The organism is Ralstonia sp. 24A2 (assembly GCF_051783885.1).
Lineage (GTDB): Bacteria > Pseudomonadota > Gammaproteobacteria > Burkholderiales > Burkholderiaceae > Ralstonia.
Window position 1 is genome coordinate 852,240 of record NZ_JBPVZD010000001.1, and the last position, 20,711, is coordinate 872,950.

Here is a 20,711-nt window from a genome sequence, read left to right on the forward strand (position 1 = left end):
TTGCGATCGAACAACAAGGAGACAACCGAGATGCGCATCATCGAGTCGCTCGACGAGCTGAAAGGATTGATCGGCCAGGAAGTCGCGGTGAGCGATTGGACTGAGATCACGCAGCAGCAGGTCAACCTGTTTGCCGAGGCCACGGGCGATCATCAGTGGATTCACGTGGATGTGGAACGCGCCAGGCGTGAGTCGCCGTTTGGGGCACCGGTGGCGCACGGCTTCCTGACGCTCTCGCTGCTGCCAATGCTGATGGCGAACGCGATCGACATGCGGGACGTGAAGATGGGCGTGAACTACGGCCTGAACAAGGTGCGCTTTACGGCGCCGGTGCCGGTGGGCACCCGCGTGCGCGCGCGCGTGAGCCTAGTGGAGATGGAAGCGCTGCCGCCGCTGCCCAATGCGCCGACGCTCACGGGTGCGCAGATGACCTGGGCGGTGACCATCGAGCGCGAAGGGCAGGAGCGCCCGGTCTGCGTGGCGGAATCGATCTCGCGCCGGTATTCCTGAACGGCGTTTCTTCGCAAGCTCTGAGGCCGGCGCAATGCCGGCCTTTCTTTTTGCGCGTGGTTTTTTCCTTGCACTCCACCAGTTCTGTGCTTGTCTGCGCGTGCCCCACGCGTGCGCATGACCACTGCTGAATGCGCGGATTTGGCGCGCGCCTAGGCCCATTTTGGCACCGTTTTGGCGCGAATTTCCCATCAAATGAGCCAAACACGGTGGCACGGTAGTTGCACTTTTGGCTCCCGGGAGTCGTTCTCGCCACCAACAAAACCGAAGGAGCCGCAATGAAACGTCGTGCGCTGTTGAAGCTGTCAGCCGTTGGTGCTGCAGCACTGTTGTCCGTGTCGAACTTCGCGTTTGCTCAGGCAAAAGAGCCGATCAAGGTTGGCATCCTGCATTCGCTGTCGGGCACCATGGCCATCTCCGAAACGTCGCTGAAAGACGTGGCGCTGATGACGATCGACGAGATCAACAAGAGCGGCGGCGTGCTCGGCCGCCAGCTCCAGCCGGTGGTGGTGGACCCGGCATCCAACTGGCCGCTGTTTGCCGAGAAAGCGCGCGGGCTGCTGACGCAGGACAAGGTGGCCGTCACGTTCGGCTGCTGGACGTCGGTGTCGCGCAAGTCGGTGCTGCCGGTGTATGAAGAGCTGAATGGCCTGCTGTTCTACCCGGTGCAGTACGAAGGCGAAGAGATGTCGAAGAACGTCTTCTACACGGGCGCCGCCCCTAACCAGCAAGCCATTCCGGCAGTGGAATACCTGATGAGCAAGGAAGGCGGCGGTGCCAAGCGCTTCTTCCTGCTCGGTACCGACTACGTGTACCCGCGCACGACCAACAAGATCCTGCGCGCGTTCCTGCACAGCAAGGGTGTGAAGGACAGCGACATCGAAGAGGTCTACACGCCGTTCGGCCACTCGGATTACCAGACCATCGTTGCCAACATCAAGAAGTTCTCGCAGGGCGGCAAGACGGCGGTGATCTCCACGATCAACGGCGATTCGAATGTCCCGTTCTACAAGGAACTCGGCAACGCCGGCCTGAAGGCCAAGGACGTGCCGGTGGTGGCGTTCTCGGTGGGTGAGGAAGAACTGCGCGGCATCGACACCAAGCCGCTGGCCGGCCAGCTTGCCGCATGGAACTACTTCATGTCGGTCAAGAACCCGGTCAACGACGACTTCAAGAAGAAGTGGGCCGCATGGGTGAAGGCCAACAACCTGCCGGGCGGCGACAAGCGCGTCACCAACGACCCGATGGAAGCCACCTATGTCGGCATCATGATGTGGAAGCAGGCTGTCGAGAAGGCCGGTACCACCGACGTGGACAAGGTGCGCCAAGCGATGTACGGCCAGCAGTTCAAGGCGCCGTCGGGCTTCACGCTGGTGATGAACAACAACCATCACCTGAGCAAGCCCGTGATGATCGGCGAGGTGCGCGGCGATGGTCAGTTCAACGTCGTGTGGAAGACGCCAACGGTGATCCGCGCCAAGCCGTGGAGCCCGTACATTCCGGGCAACGAAGGCAAGCCTGACATGGTTGCAAGCAAGTGATGTGATCAGGCAGATCGGCTGCACGTGATGTTGTAGCCGGTCTTTCGAATGACGCTGTACGACGTGGCACCCGCTCGGTATCTGCCGGGTGCCACGCATCGGGTTGCCATGATGCGCTTGTCCCGCTGGTTGTCTCATTCCTTTGCCGCGCTGTTGTGCGCGTTTTGTCTGGCTGCAACGCCCGCTGTCTCTGCATGGGCTGCCGGACAACCTTTGACCCAGGCTGATCTCAAGCCCCTGGCCGAAGACGACTTCGATGCCAAGGTGAAGACGCTCAATGCGTTGACTGCTGCGCCTGCTGAACAGGCCGGCCCGATCCTGCAGGCCTTGCAGAACGATGCGCTGTTCTTCGCGCCCGCCGCCGGCATGGTGCGCCAGGATGGCGATCGCTATCTCGATGCGATCTCTGGCCAATCGGTGATGGTCAAGGCGGATGACCTGCAATCCCTCACGCTGAACAACGCGCTGCGCTCGCAAGTGGACAGCGCGGCGAGCGGCTTCGTGTTGCAGTCACCCGACCGCGCCGTGCGTGCGCAGGCCGTCGAGACGCTCCTTGCTCATCCGGAGACGGCCTCACGCCCGATCGTCGATGCCGCACGCAAGCACGAGACCGATCCCGAACTGCGCACCAAGCTGCATCTGCTGTGGGCCAGTCTCGCACTCGACGACGGCACGCATGCTGAGAAACTCGAAGCGCTCAAGCTGCTGGGCTCGGATACGAATCCGCAGACACGCCAGCACATCGCGCCGTTGCTCGCCAAGGACAGTGGAGCGGATGACGAGTTGCGCGCGGCTGCACAGCAGGCACTTGATAGCCTGTCGGCGCAGGAGCGCAAGTCGGAGCTGATCGGCAACCTGTTCGCCGGCCTGAGCCTGGGCTCCGTGCTGCTGCTCGCCGCATTGGGGCTGGCAATTACGTACGGCCTGATCGGCGTCATCAACATGGCGCACGGCGAGTTCCTGATGATCGGCGCGTATGCCACTTACGTGGTGCAGACGCTCTTTCGCAACTACTTTCCGAATGCGTTCGACTGGTATCTGCCGGCAGCGCTGCCCGCGGCATTCCTAGCGGCGGCAGTGGTCGGCTTTGCATTGGAGCGGCTGGTGCTGCGTCACCTGTATGGCCGCCCGCTGGAAACGCTGCTCGCCACCTTCGGGATCAGCCTGCTGCTGATGCAGGCCGTGCGCTCGATCTTCGGCGCGCAGAACGTGGAGGTGGCTAACCCCAGCTGGATGAGCGGCGGCATTGCGCTGTATCCCGGGCTGATCCTGCCGTACAACCGCCTCGTGATTCTGCTGTTCGCACTGGCAGTCGTGGCGATTGCGTGGGCGGTACTCAACCGCACGCGCCTGGGCTTGTTCGTGCGCGCCACCACGCAGAACCGCACGATGGCCGCCTGCGTGGGCGTGCGCACGTGGAAGGTCGACAGCTACGCCTTCGCGTTCGGTGCGGGGATTGCTGGATTGGGTGGCTGCGCACTTTCACAGATCGGCAACGTCGGGCCGGACCTCGGCCAGAGCTACATCATCGACTCATTCATGGCCGTGGTACTGGGCGGGGTGGGGCAACTGGCCGGCACCATCATCGGTGCGTTCGGGCTGGGGCTCATCAACAAGTTCATCGAGCCGTTCTACGGCGCGGTGCTGGCGAAGATCATCGTGCTGGTGCTGATCGTGCTGTTCATCCAGAAGCGTCCGCAGGGCCTGTTCGCCCTCAAGGGCCGCAGCGCGGAGGCCTGACATGACAACCCAATTCAAACTCGATATTCCCGCGCGCATGCCGCTGCTGTCGCGACGCGGGTGGTCTGCGCTGGTGCTGGTGTCGCTCATCGTCTGTATCGGCGCGCCGGTGTGTGCGCTGCTGGTGCCGGAGGGCAGCCCGCTGCATCTGTCGGCGTACGCGCTCACGTTGATCGGCAAGATCATGTGCTACGCGCTGGCGGCATTGGCGCTCGATCTGGTGTGGGGCTACTGCGGCATCCTGAGCCTTGGGCACGGCGTATTCTTCGCGCTGGGCGGCTATGCGATGGGCATGTACCTGATGCGCTCCATCGGCCGCGAAGGCGTCTACAAGAGCGACCTGCCGGATTTCATGGTCTTCCTCGACTGGAAGGAATTGCCCTGGTTCTGGCACGGCACCGAGCACTTCGCCTGGGCCATGCTGCTGGTGATTCTGGTGCCGGGTGTGCTGGCATGGCTGTTCGGCTTCTTTGCCTTCCGCTCGCGTGTGAAGGGCGTGTACCTGTCGATCATCACGCAGGCGATGACGTACGCGGCCATGCTGCTGTTCTTCCGCAACGAGACGGGCTTTGGCGGCAACAACGGCTTTACGGATTTCAAGCGCATTCTCGGTTTCCCGATTGCTGCACTGTCGACGCGTACCGTGCTGTTTGTCGCGACGTTCGTGGCGCTGGTGCTGGCCTTCATCGCTTGCCGCGCGATCGTCACGTCCAAGTTCGGGCGCGTGGTCACGGCCATCCGCGATGCCGAGGCGCGCGTGATGTTCTCCGGCTACAACCCGCTCGGCTACAAGCTGTTCGTGTGGACCTTCTCGGCCGTGCTGTGCGGCATTGCGGGCGCGCTGTACGTACCGCAGGTCGGCATCATCAACCCGGGCGAGATGTCGCCGGGCAACTCGATCGAGATGGCGGTGTGGGTGGCCGTGGGCGGGCGTGGCACGTTGATCGGCCCGATCATCGGCGCGTTCCTCGTCAACGGGGCCAAGACGTTGCTGACGGCCTGGGTGCCCGAGTACTGGCTGTTCGTGCTGGGCGCGATCTTCGTGCTGGTGACGCTGTATCTGCCGAATGGTGTGTTGGGCGTGATGGGCAAGCTGCGCATGCGCAAGCGCGTACCCAAACCAATCACGGCATCTGAAGCCACGCCCGCCGCACCGCCCGCCGGAGACCACGCATGAGCACCTTCACCGAACTCCCCGACCGTGCGGAGACCGGCACCGCCACCGGCATGGGCCATCTGGTCGAACCGGACACGATTGACGTCTCGCACGGCGCCATCCTGTATCTCGAAGATGTGACCGTGCGCTTTGGCGGCTTCCGTGCGCTGAACGCGCTCACGCTGTCGATCGACCACGGCGAGCTGCGCTGCATCATCGGGCCCAACGGTGCGGGCAAGACCACGATGATGGACGTGATCACAGGGAAGACCGGCCCGCGCAATGCGGATGTCACGGGCCGCGTGTTCCTTGGCCAGAGCATCGATCTGCTGCGCTTGACCGAACCGCGCATCGCGCAGATCGGCATCGGCCGCAAGTTCCAGAAGCCCACGGTGTTTGAGCAGCACACCGTGTGGGAAAACCTCGAACTCGCGATGAAGGCCGACAAGCGTTGGTGGGTGTCGCTGCGTGCGCGGTTGCTGAACGACGGCCGCCAGCGCATCGAAGAGACGCTCGGCCGCATCCATTTGGAAGCGGAGGCGTATCGGCCCGCCGGTTTGCTGTCGCACGGGCAAAAGCAGCGGCTGGAGATCGGCATGCTGCTGATGCAGCAACCGCAACTGCTTCTGCTTGATGAGCCTGTCGCCGGCATGACGGATGAAGAGACGATGCAGCTTGCCACGCTGCTCAACGGCCTGCGTGGCTCGTGCTCGATCATGGTGGTCGAACACGACATGGAGTTTGTCGCCGCCCTGGCGGGCGATACGGGGCGCGTGACCGTGCTGGCCGAGGGCAGCGTCCTGGCCGAAGGCACGCTCGATGCCGTCAAGCGCGATGACCGTGTAATCGAATCGTATTTGGGGCGCTGACATGCTGCAGATCCAGCAACTGAACCAGTTCTACGGCGGCAGCCACATCCTGCGCAATGTCAGTTTCGAAGTGCCCACAGGCAAGCTGACCACGCTGCTCGGCCGCAATGGTGTCGGTAAGACGACGCTGCTCAAGTGCCTGATGGGTGTGGTGCCGACCGCCAGCGGCGCGATCGATTGGGAAGGGCGCGGCATCCAGAAAATGCCGGCCTACGAGCGCGTCTCCCAGGGCCTCGCCTATGTGCCGCAGGGCCGCGAGATCTTCCCGCGCCTGACGGTGGAAGAGAACCTGCTGATCGGTGCGGCCGCCAAGCGTGCGCCGTCCAAGGTGCCGGATTCGATCTACGAGCTGTTTCCGGTGCTCAAGGAGATGAAGGGTCGGCGCGGCGGCGATCTGTCCGGCGGTCAGCAGCAGCAACTCGCCATCGGCCGCGCGTTGATGAGCGAGCCGCGCCTGCTGATCCTGGACGAGCCGACCGAGGGCATCCAGCCGTCGATCATCCAGGAGATCGGCCGCACGCTGCGTCGGCTGGTGGATGAGTTCGGCATGTCGGTGCTGCTGGTCGAGCAGTACTACGACTTCGCCCGCAGCATCGCCGATCGCTACGTCGTCATGAGCCGCGGCGAGGTCGTCGCCCAGGGCGACGGCGCCAACATGGAAGCCGACGGCGTGCGCGATCTGGTGGCCGTTTGATGCACCGGCGTCCCGGGAAAAAAGTCGAATGCCAAATCTGTGGCATCTGGCTATGATGAGAAAATTCCTAGCCGCCGTGCTGCACTCCTGATGCGCCATCCCGATTTTCCTGTTCCGCCGCAGACCGCCTCGTTCGCGTCCTGGGAAGCCTCACTGCGCCTTGCATTTGCGCGCCGTGGTGGGCGGACGGTATTGGCAACGTGCCGACATCAAGGGCCGCTGCGCGTGCAGAAAGCGCTGTATCCGGAAGGCGAGGGCGTGTGCCATGTGGTCATGCTGCATCCGCCCGCAGGTATTGCCGGCGGCGATGTGCTCGATATCGACATCGCACTCGGCGCCGATGCGCATGCCGTGCTGACCACGCCCGGCGCGACCAAGTGGTACAAGTCGCTCGGCCGCACGGCCACGCAGCGTGTTGCCATCCGGGTGGAAGAGGGCGCACGGCTCGACTGGCTGCCGCAGGAGAATATCGTCTTCAACCAGGCCTGCCCGATCATCGATCTGACGCTGGATCTGGCGCCCGGCGCCACCGCCATCGGCTGGGACACCACCATGCTTGGCCGACATGCCGCCGGTGAATCGTGGGCCGAGGGCCGCATCGCCATGCATACGGAGCTGCGATGCAATGACCAGCCCCTGTGGATCGAATCGGCGGCATTCGATGCGCAATCGCCCATGTTGACTGCGACGACGGGCATGGCTGGTTTCCACGTCGTCGGCACGCTGTGGGCGGTGGGCGAGGGTGCCACCGAAACCCTGGCCGAGGCGATGGCCGAGCACCTGCCGTACAACGACAATCTCCGTGCTGGCGTGACCTGCCTCACACAAGACATGCCCGGCTTGCCAAACGTTTTGCTGCTGCGCGTGCTTGCACACCGGCCCGAAGATGCGCGTGCCTTGCTGTCGCAGACGTGGCTGACGCTGCGCGAACCGATGCATGGCGTGGCGGGCCGTCCGCTGCGCTTGTGGTCCACATAACGGCGACGTGACATGCGCCGCCTGATTGAATCTCCAAAGAACCTCACCGAAGAGAGCCCCTCGTGGAACTGACCCCGCGCGAAAAAGACAAGCTGCTGATCTTCACCGCCGCCTTGCTGGCCGAACGCCGCAAGGGCCGCGGCCTCAAGCTCAACTACCCGGAAGCCGTCGCCTTCATCAGTGCTGCCATCATGGAAGGCGCGCGCGATGGTCGAACGGTGGCCGAGTTGATGCATTACGGCACCACGCTTCTCACCCGCAATGACGTGATGGACGGCGTGGCCGAGATGATTCCCGACATCCAGGTCGAAGCGACCTTTCCGGACGGCACCAAGCTGGTCACCGTCCACCACCCGATTGTTTGAACGCCCTCTACGAAGAGTCCTGCCATGACCCAACTCTTGTCTCGCTTCGTCCGGCCCGCTGCGGCCATTGCGCTCACGTTGGGCGCCTCCGTCGCTTTCGCTCACCCAGGGCATCCGGGCCATACCGCGGAGGGCAGCCTGATCGCCGGTTTCCTCCACCCGCTCACGGGTGCGGACCATCTGCTGGCAATGGTGGCCGTAGGCGTGTGGAGTGCGCTCGCGTCGCGCTCCGTGCGCGATGCGCTGTGGGCGCCGGTCGCCTTCGTCGCGCTGATGGTCATGGGTGCAATGCTGGGCGCAGGCGGCGTGGCGTTGCCGATGGCCGAGCCGATGATCGCCGCATCCCTGCTGGTGTTCGGTTTGCTGATCGCCGCACGCGCACAACTGCCGACGTGGGGCGGTGCGCTGCTGTGCGGCGCGTTTGCGCTGTTCCATGGCTATGCGCACGGCACGGAATTCCCGGCTGGCGCACAGGCCATGTTCCCGTATTTCGTCGGCGGCTTTGCCGTGGCGACGGCGCTGCTGCATACCGCTGGCATCGGTGCCGGTTTCGCGCTCAAGCCGCGTCTGGCTTGGCTGGCGCGTCTGTCGGGCGTGGGTGTGGCGCTGTACGGCGCGAGCCTGCTGGCTGCCGCCATCTAAGGGGCACACCATGATCCCCGGTGAACTCCTGCCGCAAGACGGCGAACTCGAATTGAATGTGGGCCGCCCCACGCTGACGGTCACGGTGGCCAACACCGGTGACCGCCCCGTGCAGATCGGCTCGCACTACCACTTCTATGAAGTCAACGACGCGCTGCGCTTTGACCGCGACGCCACGCGTGGCTACCGGCTCAACATCGCTGCAGGCACTGCCGTGCGCTTTGAGCCGGGGCAGGAACGCACGGTCGAACTCGTGGCGCTGGCCGGCGACCGCGTGGTCTACGGCTTTGCAGGCCGTGTGATGGGCAAGCTCTGAGCGAGGCACGGACATGACACTGAAAATTTCCCGCCGCGCCTATGCGGAAATGTTTGGCCCCACCACGGGTGACCGCCTGCGACTGGCCGACACCGACCTCATCATCGAAGTCGAGCGCGACTTCACCATCTACGGCGAGGAAGTGAAATTCGGCGGCGGCAAGGTCATTCGCGACGGCATGGGCCAGAGCCAGCGCGAGTCGAAGGACTGCGCCGACACCGTCATCACCAATGCGCTGATCATCGACCACTGGGGCATCGTCAAGGCCGACATCGGCTTGAAGAACGGCCGCATTGCGGCGATCGGTAAGGCGGGGAACCCGGACATCCAGCCCGGCGTGACCATTGTCATCGGCCCGGGAACCGAGATCATTGCCGGCGAGGGCATGATCGTCACGGCTGGCGGCGTCGACACGCACATCCACTTCATCTGCCCGCAGCAGATAGACGAAGCGCTCAACAGCGGCGTGACGACGATGATCGGCGGCGGCACGGGGCCAGCCACCGGCACGTATGCCACGACCTGCACGTCCGGCCCGTGGTACATGCAGCGCATGCTGCAGGCGGCCGATGCCTACCCCATGAACATCGGCTTCCTGGGCAAGGGCAACGGCAGCCTGCCGGGCGCCCTACGTGAGCAGATCGACGCGGGCGCCATCGGCTTGAAGCTGCACGAGGACTGGGGCTCCACGCCCGCCGCCATCGACTGCTGCCTGGGCGTGGCCGACGACACCGACACGCAGGTCGCCATCCACACCGATACGTTGAACGAATCGGGCTTTGTCGAAGCGACCGTCGCAGCGTTCAAGGGCCGCACGATCCACACGTATCACACCGAAGGGGCGGGCGGTGGGCATGCGCCCGACATCATCCGCGTGTGCGGGGAGTCGAACGTGCTGCCGTCGTCGACCAATCCGACGCGGCCGTTCACCGTCAACACGCTGGACGAGCACCTCGACATGCTGATGGTGTGCCATCACCTCGATGCGTCCATCGCCGAGGACATCGCCTTTGCCGAGAGCCGCATCCGCCGCGAGACCATTGCTGCAGAAGACATCCTGCACGACCTGGGCGCGTTCTCGATGATCTCCAGCGACTCGCAGGCCATGGGCCGCGTCGGCGAAGTCGTGCTGCGTACCTGGCAGACCGCGCACAAGATGAAAGTGCAGCGCGGCAAGCTGGCAGGGGATCCGAACGATGCGCGTGGTGGGCACGATAACTTCCGCGTGAAGCGCTACGTGGCCAAGTACACGATCAACCCGGCGCTTACGCATGGCATTGCGCATGAAGTCGGCTCCGTTGAAGTTGGCAAGTGGGCGGACTTGGTGCTGTGGAAGCCCGCGTTCTTTGGCGTGAAGCCCAGCTTGATCTTGAAGGGCGGCATGATTGCCTCGGCGGCGATGGGCGATGCCAATGCGTCGATCCCCACGCCACAGCCTGTCCACTATCGGCCGATGTTTGGGGCGGCGGGTGGGGCGCTGGGGCGTACGTCACTGAGCTTCCTGTCGCAATCGGCGGCTGCTGCCGGTGTGGCGGAAAGCTATGGCCTTGCCAAGACCACGGCGGTGGTCAAGGGCACGCGCAGCGTTACCAAGGCGGACATGATTCATAACGACTGGCAGCCTGATATCAGCGTGGATCCGGAGACTTATCAGGTGGTGGCGGATGGGATGGTGCTGACTTGCGAGCCGGCTGAGGTGTTGCCGATGGCGCAGCGGTATTTCTTGTTTTAGGTTTTGGTTTTTTGGTTGGGTTTGGGTGTTGGTGGTTTGCCTCCCTTTCGCCCCCTGCCGGGGCCGACTCACTTTCTTTGTCTTGCCAAAGAAAGTAAGCAAAGAAAGGCGCGCCCGAGATGGCGACACCCTCCTTGAATTTTCATAACCGGGCGGAGATGGGGAAAACTCGCTGCGCTCAAACAGTTCCCCATCTTTTTTCCGCCCGCTTACAAAAATTCAAGGCGCCATCAAGGGCAGGAACGTCAAAGGCCACACCGACGGGGAACAAGAGTGAGCGCCAAGGCTCGGTTGATTGCGTGATGCGTGATGCGTGATGCGTGATGCGTGATGCGTGATGCGTGATGCGTGATGCGTGATGCGTGATGCGTGATGCGTGATGCGTGATGCGTGATGCGTGATGCGTGATGCGTGATGCGTGATGCGTGATGCGTGATGCGCTGTGTGTGGTGTGTGGTGTGTGGTGTGCGGCGAAGACGCAGGATGTCGGACGGAGTGGTGCAGGGGCAAGAGATGGTGTGCTTTACCCTTGCCCTAGACGGCGCCTTGAATTTCTGTTGCAGGGAGGAAAAAGGAAGGGAAACTGTTTGAGCGCAGCGAGTTTTTCCCTTCCCCTCCCTGCGACATAAATTCAAGGAGTGTTTCGCCATCTCGGGCGCGCCTTTCTTTGCTTACTTTCTTTGGCAAGACAAAGAAAGTGAGTCAGCCCCGGCAGGGGATGAAACGAGGGTTGGACCACCACGCCGAGCGCCGAGCCACAGAGGCCCAACGCCGAGTGTCTGAGGTCCAACGATGACAGTTTGAGGCTCAACGTTGAGTGTCTGAGGTCCAACGATGACAGTTTGAGGCTCAACGTTGAGTGTTTGAGGTCCAACGATGACAGTTTGAGGCTCAACGTTGAGTGTTTGAGGTCCAACGATGGCAGTCTGAGGCCCAACGTTGAGTGTCTGAGGTCCAACGATGACGGTCTGAGGCCCAACGTTGAGTGTCTGAGGTCCAACGATGACGGTCTGAGGCCCAACGTTGAGTGTCTGAGGTCCAACGATGGCAGTCTGAGGCTCAACGTTGAGTGTCTGAGGTCCAACGATGACAGTTTGAGGCCCAACGGTGAGTGTTTGAGCACCAATGATGACCGTCCGAGGCTCAACGCCCGGTCTTTCAGGCTCGATAGCCGGGTTGCAACTGGATACTGACAATGCTTTCCATCAATAAACATCTTCCCGTGCCGCATGGCCTGGCCTCAGTGCTGGTCAAGCGCGCACCCAAGCTGGTGCTGCCGTTTCTGGAACGCAGCCGCAGCCGCCTGCGCGCCACGCTCGACGACGGCCGTGAGGTGGCCGTCGTGCTGACGCGCGGTACCGTCATGCGAGGCGGCGATGTGCTCGTCGCTGAAGACGGCACGCTGGTGGAGGTGCAGGCCGCGCCGGAGCAGGTGCTGCGCGTGACCAGCGACAACCGTCTCGCGCTGATGCGCGCCGCGTATCACCTCGGCAATCGCCACACGCCGGTGCAGGTAAGTGCGGATGCATTGCAGCTCGAAGCCGATCCCGTGCTCGAAGACATGCTCGTGCGCCTGGGCGTGACCGTCGCGCACGTGGAAGCGCCGTTCGAGCCCGAAGCCGGTGCTTACGGCGGCGGCCATCGTCATGGTCACGATGCGACGTTCGAAGAGGACTACGCCGCAGCGCAGGCGCTGTACAACGAGCATCACGGGCACGACCACAGTCACTCGCACGACCATGGTCACGATCATGCGCATGGTCATGACCACAGTCACAATCACGACCATGGTCATGTGCATGGCCCCGGTTGCGGCCATCACCACCATCACCATGACTAGCGTTGCTCAACTGACCGCTTTGCTGCATCTCGCGTCCCCTGCATTGCCGGTGGGTGCGTTCAGCTATTCGCAGGGGCTGGAGGCGGCGGTGGACGTGCGGCACGTGAGCGATGAGGCTTCCGCCGCGAGGTGGATTGCAGAAGGGCTCGACGTGCTTGCCGCGTGCGAGGCGCCGCTGTGGCTGCTGCAATTCGCCGACTGGCAGGCCGGCCGCTTCGATGCCGTGGCCGAGCGCGATGCGTGGTTCCTTGCCACGCGCGAAACGCGTGAGCTGCGGCTGGAAACCTCGCAGATGGGCTGGTCGCTCAACCGCCTGATTCAGCAGATGGGGTGGGGCGATGATGCATTGCGCGCAGCGCTGTCGGCGCGTGCGTCGGTGACGTTTCCGACGGCATTTGCGGCAGCAGCTGCTGCACTGAATGTTGACCCGCACGACGGCGTGACGGCGTACTGCTTTGCGTGGGTGGAGAACCAGATGGCCGCCGCGGTGAAGGCGGTACCGCTGGGGCAAGCAGCGGGGCAACGCATTCTCTTTGGCCTGCATCCGGCAGTGGCTCGCGCGGTGGAAGAAGCCACACGCCGCGCGACCTGTCATCCACCAGAACTGTCGACGTTTTCGCCTGGGCTGGGCGTGCTGTCTGCCCGGCATGAAACCCAGTATTCAAGACTCTTTCGTTCCTGATCATCATGCGTACCAAGAAACTTCCAGCCCTGCGCGTTGGCGTGGGCGGCCCGGTGGGCTCCGGCAAGACCACGCTGCTCGAAATGCTCTGCAAGGCTATGCGCGAGCGCTACGACCTCGTGGCGATCACCAACGATATCTACACCAAGGAAGACCAGCGCTTGCTGACGATCTCCGGTGCGTTGCCGGCCGAGCGCATCATGGGCGTGGAGACGGGTGGCTGCCCGCACACCGCCATCCGCGAAGATGCGTCGATCAACCTGGAAGCGGTGGATCGCATGCTGAACAAGTTTCCGGATGCGGATGTCGTCTTCATCGAGTCAGGCGGCGACAACCTTGCGGCGACGTTCAGCCCGGAGCTGTCGGACCTGACGATCTACGTGATCGACGTGGCGGGCGGGGAGAAGATTCCACGCAAGGGCGGGCCAGGCATCACCAAGTCGGATCTGCTCATCATTAACAAGACGGACCTGGCGCCGTACGTCGGGGCCAATTTGGAGGTGATGGAAAGCGACACGCGCAAGATGCGCGGCGATCGCCCGTTTGTGATGTGCAATCTGAAGGCGCAGGGCGGGCTGGACGAGGTCATCCGATTCATCGAAAGGCAGGGCATGCTGACTGCAACAACCTCGGCCTGATGTGGCGGGCACTCGCTTGCAGCGTCGCAGGTCAAACCGGCAGAGATGTGCGCCGTGGAGGTGAGTGATGAAGACGCTGCATGGGGTGATGGTGATGCTGGCAGTGCTGGGCGTTGCCGCATGCGCGCCAGCCATCGTCGGGCCGTACTACACGATGGATGTGCGGCTGGCCGACGGGAAGCCGGTGCGCTGTGCTGTGAATCAGCCGGTACACCTGCCTGATCCGAAGCCCGCGCCGTTGAGCACCCGTGAGCGCAACGAAGCCGAAGTGCTGGCAACGCAACCACTGAGGATGCAGACAGGGCCGCGGTCGCCGTATCCGACGGTGTACACGGCGCCCGACGTGCAGTGTTTTGCGTTGCCGAGCTGATGCTGGCGCATCGTCAATACAACCCGGGAATCAGGCGCCAGGTTCGGGCACGGTACGCGTCGTACTGCGCGCCGAACTGCGATTGCAGCAGCGCTTCTTCCGCGCGCATGCGTGCCACCAGCGGGGGAAGCAACAGCAGCGTCAGTATGACGCCGGCCAATGCCCGGAACCCCAGCCCCCAGCCCAGCGTGCTCACCAGCAACCCGAGGTAGCTCGGGTTGCGCACGTAGTGGTAGATCCCGCCGGTGACCAGCGTATGGCCCGGCTGGATTGCCACCAGCCCGCTGAACCGGTTGCCCAGTACGTGCACCGGCCACAGGCGCAACGCACCGCCTGCGGCGTAGAGCACGACGCCTAGCCACCGGATGGCATCACCGTCGATGCACCACAGGTCGTGTCGATCGGTGTAGGCCGGCAGCCAGGCACTGACGATGCCGATCAGGCCGAACACTGGCAGCACCCAGCGGTTGGATCGATCTTCGCGTTCGCCGGAACTGAGGTTGCCGCCAGCGAACAGCGCGGCAATGGTCAACGCGATGGTCACCACCACCACCACCAGCGCCACGCGTGCCGGGTGCGCAAGCAGCGCACCGACACCGCCCCAGCCCCACGCCGCCAGTGCGAGATAGCCGAGTACCGAGATCACCGCTCCAAAGCCAAGCCTGGCCGATGCCGCCATGACTGCCTCAAGAGAATCCGAATGCGCCCAGTGTAGGCCTCGCGCCCGTGGGTTGCATTGATAGCGCCCAAAAGAAAAGGCCGCGCCAGAACACATCGCGCGGCCAGTTTCCTGAAGCAAAGACGGGCAATCAACGGCGCTGATATTGCGTTGCGCCGAAGAGAATCTCCTTCGCCTTGTCGTCTTGCAGCGCCGGGCGATCCTTGGCCAGCACCTTCACCGCGCGTTGCACGGCGGGGCGTTCTTCAATGGCTTCAAACCAGCGCTGCAGCTTGGGGTAATCCGACAGCTCGATCCCCTGGTTCTTCCAACTGCGCAGCCATGGCCACGTGGCGATGTCGGCGATGGAGTAGTCCGCGCCGCCCAGGTATTTGGATTCCGACAAGCGCTTGTCGATCACGCCGTACAGGCGCTTGGCTTCGTTGCTGTAGCGGTTGACCGCGTACTCGATCTTCTCCGGCGCATAGATGCGGAAGTGGTGCGCCTGGCCGAGCATCGGGCCAACGCCGCCCATCTGGAACATCAGCCACTGCAGCACTTCGTACTTGCCACGCACGTCTTCGGGGATGAACTTGCCGGTCTTGCCGGCGAGGTACAGCAGGATCGCGCCCGACTCGAACAGCGAGATGGGCTGGCCGTCCGGGCCCTCCTGGTCAACGATGGCCGGGATCTTGTTGTTCGGGCTGATCTTCAGGAAGTCGGGCTTGAACTGGTCGCCGGCGCCGATGTTGATGCCGTGAACGCGGTAAGGCAGCCCGCATTCCTCCAGCATGATGTGCACTTTGTGCCCGTTGGGCGTGGCCCAGCTATAGACGTCGATCATCGAGTTGGCTCCTGGGAGGGAAGAGACGTACGAGCCTTCAGCAGCCCGCAAAGTGTTCCATTCCAGCACAGAACGGAAAAACGCGCAGACGGCGGGTACGGGCAAAAAAAATCCCCGCTCAAGGCGGGGTTAAGGAGTGAACGGTACAGCCGTGCGGCAGGTCAGGCGCCGCGCGTGATCGGCATGTCGACAACGTCTTTCAGGTGCAGATGCTTGGCCAGTTCCAGCTTGGCGATGGCCGCGCGGTGCACTTCGTCCGGACCATCGGCCAGGCGCAGCGTGCGCTGGTGCGCGTAGGCCGAGGCGAGCGGGAAGTCGCCCGACACGCCGCCGCCGCCATGCGCCTGGATCGCCCAGTCGACGATCTGGCAGGCGATGTTCGGGGCCACGACCTTGATCATCGCAATCTCGGCCTTGGCGACCTTGTTGCCGACGGTGTCCATCATGTACGCGGCCTTGAGCGTGAGCAGGCGGGCCTGTTCGATCATGCAGCGTGCCTCCGCAATGCGCTCGTGCCACACGCTGTGCTGGGCGATGGCCTTGCCGAACGCGATGCGCGACGACAGGCGCTTGCACATCAGTTCCAGCGCGCGCTCGGCCACGCCGATGCTGCGCATGCAGTGGTGGATGCGGCCCGGGCCCAGGCGGCCTTGCGCGATCTCGAAGCCACGGCCTTCGCCCAGCAGGATGTTGCCCACCGGCACGCGCACGTTCTTGAGGTCGACTTCCATGTGGCCGTGCGGCGCGTCGTCGTAGCCGAACACCGTCAGCGGGCGCATGACGGTGATGCCCGGTGCGTTGGCGGGCACCACGATCATCGATTGCTGCTCGTGGCGGCCGGCATCCGGATTGGTCTTGCCCATGACGATGTACACGGCGCAGCGCGGGTCGCCGGCACCCGACGACCACCACTTGCGGCCGTTGATGACGTACTCGTCGCCTTGGCGCTCGATGCGGCATTCGATGTTGGTGGCATCCGACGAGGCCACGGCGGGCTCGGTCATCAGGAAGGCGGAGCGGATCTCGCCGCGCAGCAGCGGTTCGAGCCAGCGGTCCTTCAACTCTTCAGATGCGTAGCGCTCCAGCGTCTCCATGTTGCCGGTGTCCGGCGCGGAGCAGTTGAATACTTCCGGCGCCCAGGGTACGCGGCCCATGATTTCGCACAGCGGTGCGTATTCCAGGTTCGACAGGCCTTCCGGTGCGCGCGGCGAACGCGGCAGGAACAGGTTCCACAGCCCGGCCTTGCGTGCCAGCGGCTTGAGCTCTTCGATCACCTTGGTCGGAATCCAGGCATTGCCCGCGCGGCGGTTGGCTTCAATCTCTTCATAGAAGCGCTGCTCGTTCGGGTAGATGTGCTGGTCGAAGAAGGCGAGCAGGCGTTCCTGCATCTCCTTGACCTTGGGCGTGTAATCGAAATTCATGGTGTCTCCTCAAATACATCGAACAGGCATATCGAACAGGCAATCAGCAACTAGACAGGCGCGTTGATTCGCCCGCCCAGCACCGCAAACACGGCACTGGCGCGCGCGACGAGCCGGTCGCCGCGATGGAACAAGGCCTGCGCAAAGGCCAGCTTGCTGCCGGTGCGCAAACCTTCTGGGCTGATCTCGATCCAGTCGCCTTCACCGGCGGAAGCGATGAAGTCGACCGTCAGGCTGGCGGTGGACATGGCGAGTACGCCTTCCTTGCTGTCACCGCTGGCGGGGTCAGCCAGGCAGTAGCCGAGCGCCGCATCGGCCAGCGAGGCCACCACGCCGCCGTGCAGGATGCCGCGCCGGTTCAGGTGGTGATGCCCCACGTGAAAGCCCATCACCATCGACGGCCCCATGCCGCGGGCGTACACCGGCCCCAGCATCGTCAGGAAGGGGCTTGGCTTGTTCAGCAGGTCAAAGCCCGCAGGCACACTCAGTACGGTCGGGTCGGTGGCTGTGGTCATGGCGCATGGCCTCACGCACATCAATGCCCGCAGCTTAAGCCTTCGCCTACAATAAGAGAAATGAATTTCGTAGATTGCCGTCCATCAAAATTATGCATATATCGCGAGTCGACCTGAACCTGTTCGTCGTCTTCGACGCCATCTATACAGAGGGAGGGATCACGGCGGCGGCGCGCACGCTCAACCTGACGCAACCGGCCGTCAGCCATGCGCTGGGGCGGCTGCGCGAGCTGTTTGACGACCCGCTGTTCGAACGGCGCGGGCAGGGTATGGTGCCGACGCCGCTGGCGCGCACGCTGATCGCCGAGGTGCGCACGTCGTTGCAGGGCTTTGAGCGCACGTTGCGCGAAGGCACGCGCTTTGATCCGGCCACGAGCGAACGCCGCTTCACGATCTCGATGCGCGATGCATTGGAGGCAACGTTGCTGCCGCCCCTGATGGCGGCGATTGCCAAGGAAGCGCCGCGCATCGACGTGACCACGGTGCGGGGCGACCGCCGCCAGCTCGAAGCCGAACTGCTGGCCGGCACCATCGACGCGGTGGCGGACATCCTGCTGCCGGCGTCCGCCGCCATCCGCCATGCGCCGATCCTGTCCGACCCGATGGTGGTGCTGGCGCGCCCCGGCCACCCCATCGCACACGAGCCGCTGACGCTCGAGCGCTATCTGGCGTGTGAGCACGTGCATGTGTCATCACGGCGTCGCGGGGCGGGGCTGGAAGATGTGGAGTTGCGCCGGCTCGGGCACGAGCGGCGTGTGCGGCTGCGCTGCCAGCATTACCCGGCAGCCTGCCGCGTGGTGAGCTGCACGGATTTGCTCGCCACGCTGCCGATACGCTACGCGCGCATCGCCAACGAGCCGTACGGCAACGTCATGCTGACATTGCCGTTCAACGTGCCGGCGCTGGAGCTGTACCTGTACTGGCACGCCAACAGCGACCAGGATGCCGCCGGCCGCTGGCTGCGCGATCACATCTTCGCGGCGATGGCCGAGGTGGCCCTGGATGAAGCCGCTGCCGCCTTTGCCGACGGACGTTGACGAACCCGAAGCCGGACGCAATCATCGGGGCTGCGCAGCGCGGATGGCCTAGCCACGCCGGTTTATGACAGATTGATGGCATTCAACCGTCGAGCGCCCGCGCCTTCCGGCAAACCGTCTTCCTTCCTGGTGTATGACTGCGACAGCGTCCGCGATCAGTTTTCAATCCGACAACACTGGTCTCATTTGTGGCTTCCGTTTCGAGCCCGGCCAGCCCGGCATTGCACTGGACGCTTCGGAGATCGGCGACGTGCTGGAGCGTGCCGGGCACGACAACGCGGATAGCGCCGATGACGCATTCATCTGGCTGCACTTCAACCTGTCGCGCGCGGGGTGCATGCGGTGGCTGCAAAGCCATCTCGACTTGCCGCAACCGTTTCTGGAGATGCTGGGCGAGGAGGCGCATTCCACGCGCATCGAGCAGCAGGATGGGGCACTCGTTGCAGTCTTCAACGACGTGATCTTCGATTTCGAGCGCACGCCCACGCAGGTTGCAACGCAGTGGGTGTATGCGCATCGGCGCCTGCTGGTGACCTTGCGCCGCAAGCCGCTGCATTCGGTCGACAGGCTGCGTGAATGCGTGCGCAATGGCGAGACGTTTCGCTCGCCGGCCAACCTGCTGGGCCACCTGATGTGCGATCAAGCGGACCTGATGACGCAGATCGTACGCACCACCGGTATCGACATCGACCGCATCGAAGACCGTTTTCTCGCTTCGAAAATCACGTCAGGGCGGCAGGAGCTTGCCGGCACGCGCCGGGTGCTGGTGCGCCTGCAGCGCATGCTGGCGCCCGAGCCGGGTTCGGTGTTCCGCCTGCTCTCCCGTCCGCCGGTGTGGCTTCATCCGGAAGATGTGCAGCAGTTGCGTGAATCGACCGAGGAGTTCTCCGTCGTGCTGCGCGACATGAGCGGGTTGATCGAGCGCATCAAACTGCTGCAGGAAGAGGTGATCGCGCGCCTGGACGAACAGAACAACCGCACGCTGTTTACGCTGACGCTCGTGACCGTGCTCGCGCTGCCGATCAACATCGTGGCAGGCCTGTTCGGCATGAACGTCGGTGGTGTGCCACTGGCCGAGAACCACCACGGTTTCTGGATGATGGTGGGGCTGGTCGCGGGATTTACTGCGCTGATCGCCTGGTGGGTGATTCGTCGCCGCAACAACCAGTGACCGCAGGCCGAGTGATCACCGCTTCGCGGCGACGACCTTGGACGACGTTGCGGCAGCCTTTGCGGAGGGGAACGGATAGCGCGCACTGAATTCCGCAAAGCGCGCAGCAAGAAAATCTGCGCAGGCCGTCAGCCGTGCCGGGCGATGACGGCGCGCGAGGCTCACGAGCTGCAGCGGTGTCGGGGCATGGCTCCACGCCGGCAGTGCAACTTCCAACCGCCCGGCGTACACATCCTGCGCGACATCCAGCCACGACTTGAATGCCAGTCCACGCCCGGCGATGGCCCAGTCGCGCACGACGGCACCGTCATCGCACTGGAAATCGCCGCGGACGTCCAGCGGGGCGGGGCCGCTGGAATGCGTGAGCTGCCAGCGCGTGACGGGCTCGCCGTTGCGCAGCAGGATCAGGCAGCGGTGCTCGGTCAGATCGCTTGGGTGGGCGGGGCGACCGTGCTGCTTGAAGTACGACGGCGCGCCCACGATCACGCGCGGATGTGATGCCAGCGGCCGTCGCACCAAGGCCGAATCCTGCAGGTGCCCATAGCGCAGCGCGAAGTCGAGGTCCTCGCGCATCAGGTCGGCCAGCCGGTCGCCCAGTACCAGCGTGATGCGCACACCGGGGTGCTCATCGCAGAAGGCATCGAGCCATGGGCGCAGGATGTGCCGCCCCAGGTCTGAGGTGGCGGCCATGCGGATGGTGCCCGCCAGTTCGGTGCGGTCCTGGCCGAGGCTTTCCGCGCCTTCATCCAATGCTTCCAGGGCTTGTCTGGCATACCCTAGATAACGCTGGCCGGCTTCGGTGGGCCGCATGCTGCGTGTCGTGCGCTCGAACAGGCGGGCGCCCAGTTCGGTTTCCACGCGCTTGAGTGCTGCGCTGGCGGTGGCGGGCAGCCAGCCGAGCTGCCGGGCAGCGGCAGAGAGGTTGCCGGCATCAGCAATGCGCACCAGCAGGCGGAGGTCGTCGAGGGCGATCATTGTCAAAGCGTGTTTGG

Annotated in this window: 22 protein-coding genes; 17 read left to right on the top strand and 5 right to left on the bottom strand. The window is 63.8% G+C overall.

Going from position 1 to position 20,711, the window contains the following annotated elements; translation table 11 throughout:
- Window positions 1-30: 30 nt before the first annotated feature.
- The 15 genes from ACS13N_RS03970 to ACS13N_RS04040 all read left to right on the top strand — a co-directional run bounded on the left by ACS13N_RS03970 (window position 31) and on the right by ACS13N_RS04040 (window position 14,073).
- On the top strand, window positions 31-510 hold the full coding sequence (locus tag ACS13N_RS03970) for a MaoC family dehydratase (protein WP_438930445.1): 480 nt from the start codon (window positions 31-33) through the stop codon (window positions 508-510).
- Window positions 511-788: 278 nt separating this feature from the next.
- Window positions 789-2,051, top strand: a complete 1,263-nt coding sequence (urtA, locus tag ACS13N_RS03975) for an urea ABC transporter substrate-binding protein (RefSeq protein WP_438930446.1) — start codon at window positions 789-791, stop codon at window positions 2,049-2,051.
- Window positions 2,052-2,159: 108 nt separating this feature from the next.
- Window positions 2,160-3,791 (top strand): urea ABC transporter permease subunit UrtB, encoded by a 1,632-nt coding sequence (urtB, locus tag ACS13N_RS03980; protein ID WP_438930613.1) that lies wholly within the window; start codon window positions 2,160-2,162, stop codon window positions 3,789-3,791.
- A 1-nt stretch (window position 3,792) separates the two neighbouring features.
- Complete coding sequence (gene urtC, locus ACS13N_RS03985) at window positions 3,793-4,968, top strand: urea ABC transporter permease subunit UrtC (RefSeq protein WP_438930447.1); 1,176 nt, start codon at window positions 3,793-3,795, stop codon at window positions 4,966-4,968.
- Window positions 4,965-5,816, top strand: coding sequence for an urea ABC transporter ATP-binding protein UrtD (gene urtD, locus ACS13N_RS03990; RefSeq protein ID WP_438930448.1), 852 nt, complete (start codon window positions 4,965-4,967; stop codon window positions 5,814-5,816). Before urtC ends, urtD begins: the two co-directional genes overlap by 4 nt.
- A gap of 1 nt (window position 5,817) precedes the next feature.
- A complete protein-coding gene (urtE, locus tag ACS13N_RS03995; protein WP_438930449.1) occupies window positions 5,818-6,510 on the top strand; it encodes an urea ABC transporter ATP-binding subunit UrtE in 693 nt (230 codons plus the stop codon).
- A gap of 90 nt (window positions 6,511-6,600) precedes the next feature.
- Window positions 6,601-7,488, top strand: a complete 888-nt coding sequence (locus ACS13N_RS04000) for an urease accessory protein UreD (protein ID WP_438930450.1) — start codon at window positions 6,601-6,603, stop codon at window positions 7,486-7,488.
- A gap of 62 nt (window positions 7,489-7,550) precedes the next feature.
- Window positions 7,551-7,853: an urease subunit gamma gene (gene ureA, locus ACS13N_RS04005; RefSeq protein ID WP_045787191.1), complete on the top strand. Its 303-nt coding sequence runs from the start codon at window positions 7,551-7,553 to the stop codon at window positions 7,851-7,853.
- A 24-nt stretch (window positions 7,854-7,877) separates the two neighbouring features.
- A complete protein-coding gene (locus ACS13N_RS04010; RefSeq protein ID WP_438930451.1) occupies window positions 7,878-8,495 on the top strand; it encodes a HupE/UreJ family protein in 618 nt (205 codons plus the stop codon).
- Between the two features lie 10 nt (window positions 8,496-8,505).
- A complete protein-coding gene (locus tag ACS13N_RS04015) occupies window positions 8,506-8,811 on the top strand; it encodes an urease subunit beta (protein ID WP_048932785.1) in 306 nt (101 codons plus the stop codon).
- 13 nt (window positions 8,812-8,824) lie between these two features.
- The gene (gene ureC, locus ACS13N_RS04020; protein WP_438930452.1) at window positions 8,825-10,543 is read left to right on the top strand and encodes an urease subunit alpha; all 1,719 of its coding nucleotides are present in this window, start codon (window positions 8,825-8,827) and stop codon (window positions 10,541-10,543) included.
- Between the two features lie 1,195 nt (window positions 10,544-11,738).
- A complete protein-coding gene (gene ureE / locus ACS13N_RS04025; protein WP_438930453.1) occupies window positions 11,739-12,383 on the top strand; it encodes an urease accessory protein UreE in 645 nt (214 codons plus the stop codon).
- Window positions 12,376-13,065, top strand: a complete 690-nt coding sequence (locus ACS13N_RS04030) for an urease accessory protein UreF (RefSeq protein ID WP_438930614.1) — start codon at window positions 12,376-12,378, stop codon at window positions 13,063-13,065. Before ureE ends, ACS13N_RS04030 begins: the two co-directional genes overlap by 8 nt.
- Before the next feature lie 5 nt (window positions 13,066-13,070).
- On the top strand, window positions 13,071-13,703 hold the full coding sequence (gene ureG, locus ACS13N_RS04035; RefSeq protein ID WP_438930454.1) for an urease accessory protein UreG: 633 nt from the start codon (window positions 13,071-13,073) through the stop codon (window positions 13,701-13,703).
- Window positions 13,704-13,770: 67 nt separating this feature from the next.
- Complete coding sequence (locus ACS13N_RS04040; protein WP_438930455.1) at window positions 13,771-14,073, top strand: hypothetical protein; 303 nt, start codon at window positions 13,771-13,773, stop codon at window positions 14,071-14,073.
- Between the two features lie 13 nt (window positions 14,074-14,086).
- On the opposite strand, the gene ACS13N_RS04045 is transcribed toward ACS13N_RS04040, so the two are convergent.
- From ACS13N_RS04045 to ACS13N_RS04060, 4 genes are all read right to left on the bottom strand, one after another.
- On the bottom strand, window positions 14,087-14,752 hold the full coding sequence (locus tag ACS13N_RS04045; protein WP_438930456.1) for a methyltransferase family protein: 666 nt from the start codon (window positions 14,750-14,752) through the stop codon (window positions 14,087-14,089).
- Window positions 14,753-14,882: 130 nt separating this feature from the next.
- Window positions 14,883-15,575 (bottom strand): glutathione binding-like protein, encoded by a 693-nt coding sequence (locus ACS13N_RS04050; RefSeq protein ID WP_438930457.1) that lies wholly within the window; start codon window positions 15,573-15,575, stop codon window positions 14,883-14,885.
- A gap of 161 nt (window positions 15,576-15,736) precedes the next feature.
- Window positions 15,737-16,996 carry an acyl-CoA dehydrogenase family protein gene (locus ACS13N_RS04055; protein WP_438930458.1) on the bottom strand — a complete coding sequence of 420 codons (1,260 nt, stop codon included), beginning with the start codon at window positions 16,994-16,996 and terminating at the stop codon, window positions 15,737-15,739.
- A gap of 50 nt (window positions 16,997-17,046) precedes the next feature.
- Window positions 17,047-17,511, bottom strand: a complete 465-nt coding sequence (locus ACS13N_RS04060) for a PaaI family thioesterase (RefSeq protein ID WP_438930459.1) — start codon at window positions 17,509-17,511, stop codon at window positions 17,047-17,049.
- A gap of 92 nt (window positions 17,512-17,603) precedes the next feature.
- On the opposite strand from ACS13N_RS04060, the gene ACS13N_RS04065 reads away from it, so the two are divergent.
- Both ACS13N_RS04065 and ACS13N_RS04070 read left to right on the top strand, forming a co-directional pair.
- A complete protein-coding gene (locus ACS13N_RS04065) occupies window positions 17,604-18,548 on the top strand; it encodes a LysR family transcriptional regulator (RefSeq protein WP_438930460.1) in 945 nt (314 codons plus the stop codon).
- Between the two features lie 133 nt (window positions 18,549-18,681).
- Window positions 18,682-19,719 (top strand): transporter, encoded by a 1,038-nt coding sequence (locus tag ACS13N_RS04070; protein ID WP_438930461.1) that lies wholly within the window; start codon window positions 18,682-18,684, stop codon window positions 19,717-19,719.
- 15 nt (window positions 19,720-19,734) lie between these two features.
- Here the strand turns inward: ACS13N_RS04070 and ACS13N_RS04075 are convergent, their stop codons facing one another.
- Window positions 19,735-20,694 (bottom strand): LysR family transcriptional regulator, encoded by a 960-nt coding sequence (locus tag ACS13N_RS04075; RefSeq protein ID WP_438930462.1) that lies wholly within the window; start codon window positions 20,692-20,694, stop codon window positions 19,735-19,737.
- Window positions 20,695-20,711 lie beyond the last annotated feature (17 nt).

What these genes read in the sequence shown, in the direction of transcription:
- ureE (WP_438930453.1), top strand. Translation starts at nt 11,739, where the DNA reads ATGCTTTCCATCAATAAACATCTTCCCGTGCCGCATGGCCTGGCCTCA.
- ACS13N_RS04060 (WP_438930459.1), bottom strand. Translation starts at nt 17,511, where the DNA reads ATGACCACAGCCACCGACCCGACCGTACTGAGTGTGCCTGCGGGCTTT.
- ACS13N_RS04040 (WP_438930455.1), top strand. Translation starts at nt 13,771, where the DNA reads ATGAAGACGCTGCATGGGGTGATGGTGATGCTGGCAGTGCTGGGCGTT.
- ACS13N_RS04075 (WP_438930462.1), bottom strand. Translation starts at nt 20,694, where the DNA reads ATGATCGCCCTCGACGACCTCCGCCTGCTGGTGCGCATTGCTGATGCC.
- urtB (WP_438930613.1), top strand. Translation starts at nt 2,160, where the DNA reads ATGATGCGCTTGTCCCGCTGGTTGTCTCATTCCTTTGCCGCGCTGTTG.
- ACS13N_RS03970 (WP_438930445.1), top strand. Translation starts at nt 31, where the DNA reads ATGCGCATCATCGAGTCGCTCGACGAGCTGAAAGGATTGATCGGCCAG.
- ACS13N_RS04030 (WP_438930614.1), top strand. Translation starts at nt 12,376, where the DNA reads ATGACTAGCGTTGCTCAACTGACCGCTTTGCTGCATCTCGCGTCCCCT.
- ACS13N_RS04065 (WP_438930460.1), top strand. Translation starts at nt 17,604, where the DNA reads ATGCATATATCGCGAGTCGACCTGAACCTGTTCGTCGTCTTCGACGCC.
- ACS13N_RS04055 (WP_438930458.1), bottom strand. Translation starts at nt 16,996, where the DNA reads ATGAATTTCGATTACACGCCCAAGGTCAAGGAGATGCAGGAACGCCTG.
- ureG (WP_438930454.1), top strand. Translation starts at nt 13,071, where the DNA reads ATGCGTACCAAGAAACTTCCAGCCCTGCGCGTTGGCGTGGGCGGCCCG.
- ACS13N_RS04045 (WP_438930456.1), bottom strand. Translation starts at nt 14,752, where the DNA reads ATGGCGGCATCGGCCAGGCTTGGCTTTGGAGCGGTGATCTCGGTACTC.
- urtA (WP_438930446.1), top strand. Translation starts at nt 789, where the DNA reads ATGAAACGTCGTGCGCTGTTGAAGCTGTCAGCCGTTGGTGCTGCAGCA.
- ACS13N_RS04000 (WP_438930450.1), top strand. Translation starts at nt 6,601, where the DNA reads ATGCGCCATCCCGATTTTCCTGTTCCGCCGCAGACCGCCTCGTTCGCG.
- urtE (WP_438930449.1), top strand. Translation starts at nt 5,818, where the DNA reads ATGCTGCAGATCCAGCAACTGAACCAGTTCTACGGCGGCAGCCACATC.
- ACS13N_RS04070 (WP_438930461.1), top strand. Translation starts at nt 18,682, where the DNA reads ATGACTGCGACAGCGTCCGCGATCAGTTTTCAATCCGACAACACTGGT.
- ACS13N_RS04010 (WP_438930451.1), top strand. Translation starts at nt 7,878, where the DNA reads ATGACCCAACTCTTGTCTCGCTTCGTCCGGCCCGCTGCGGCCATTGCG.
- ACS13N_RS04050 (WP_438930457.1), bottom strand. Translation starts at nt 15,575, where the DNA reads ATGATCGACGTCTATAGCTGGGCCACGCCCAACGGGCACAAAGTGCAC.
- urtD (WP_438930448.1), top strand. Translation starts at nt 4,965, where the DNA reads ATGAGCACCTTCACCGAACTCCCCGACCGTGCGGAGACCGGCACCGCC.
- urtC (WP_438930447.1), top strand. Translation starts at nt 3,793, where the DNA reads ATGACAACCCAATTCAAACTCGATATTCCCGCGCGCATGCCGCTGCTG.
- ACS13N_RS04015 (WP_048932785.1), top strand. Translation starts at nt 8,506, where the DNA reads ATGATCCCCGGTGAACTCCTGCCGCAAGACGGCGAACTCGAATTGAAT.
- ureC (WP_438930452.1), top strand. Translation starts at nt 8,825, where the DNA reads ATGACACTGAAAATTTCCCGCCGCGCCTATGCGGAAATGTTTGGCCCC.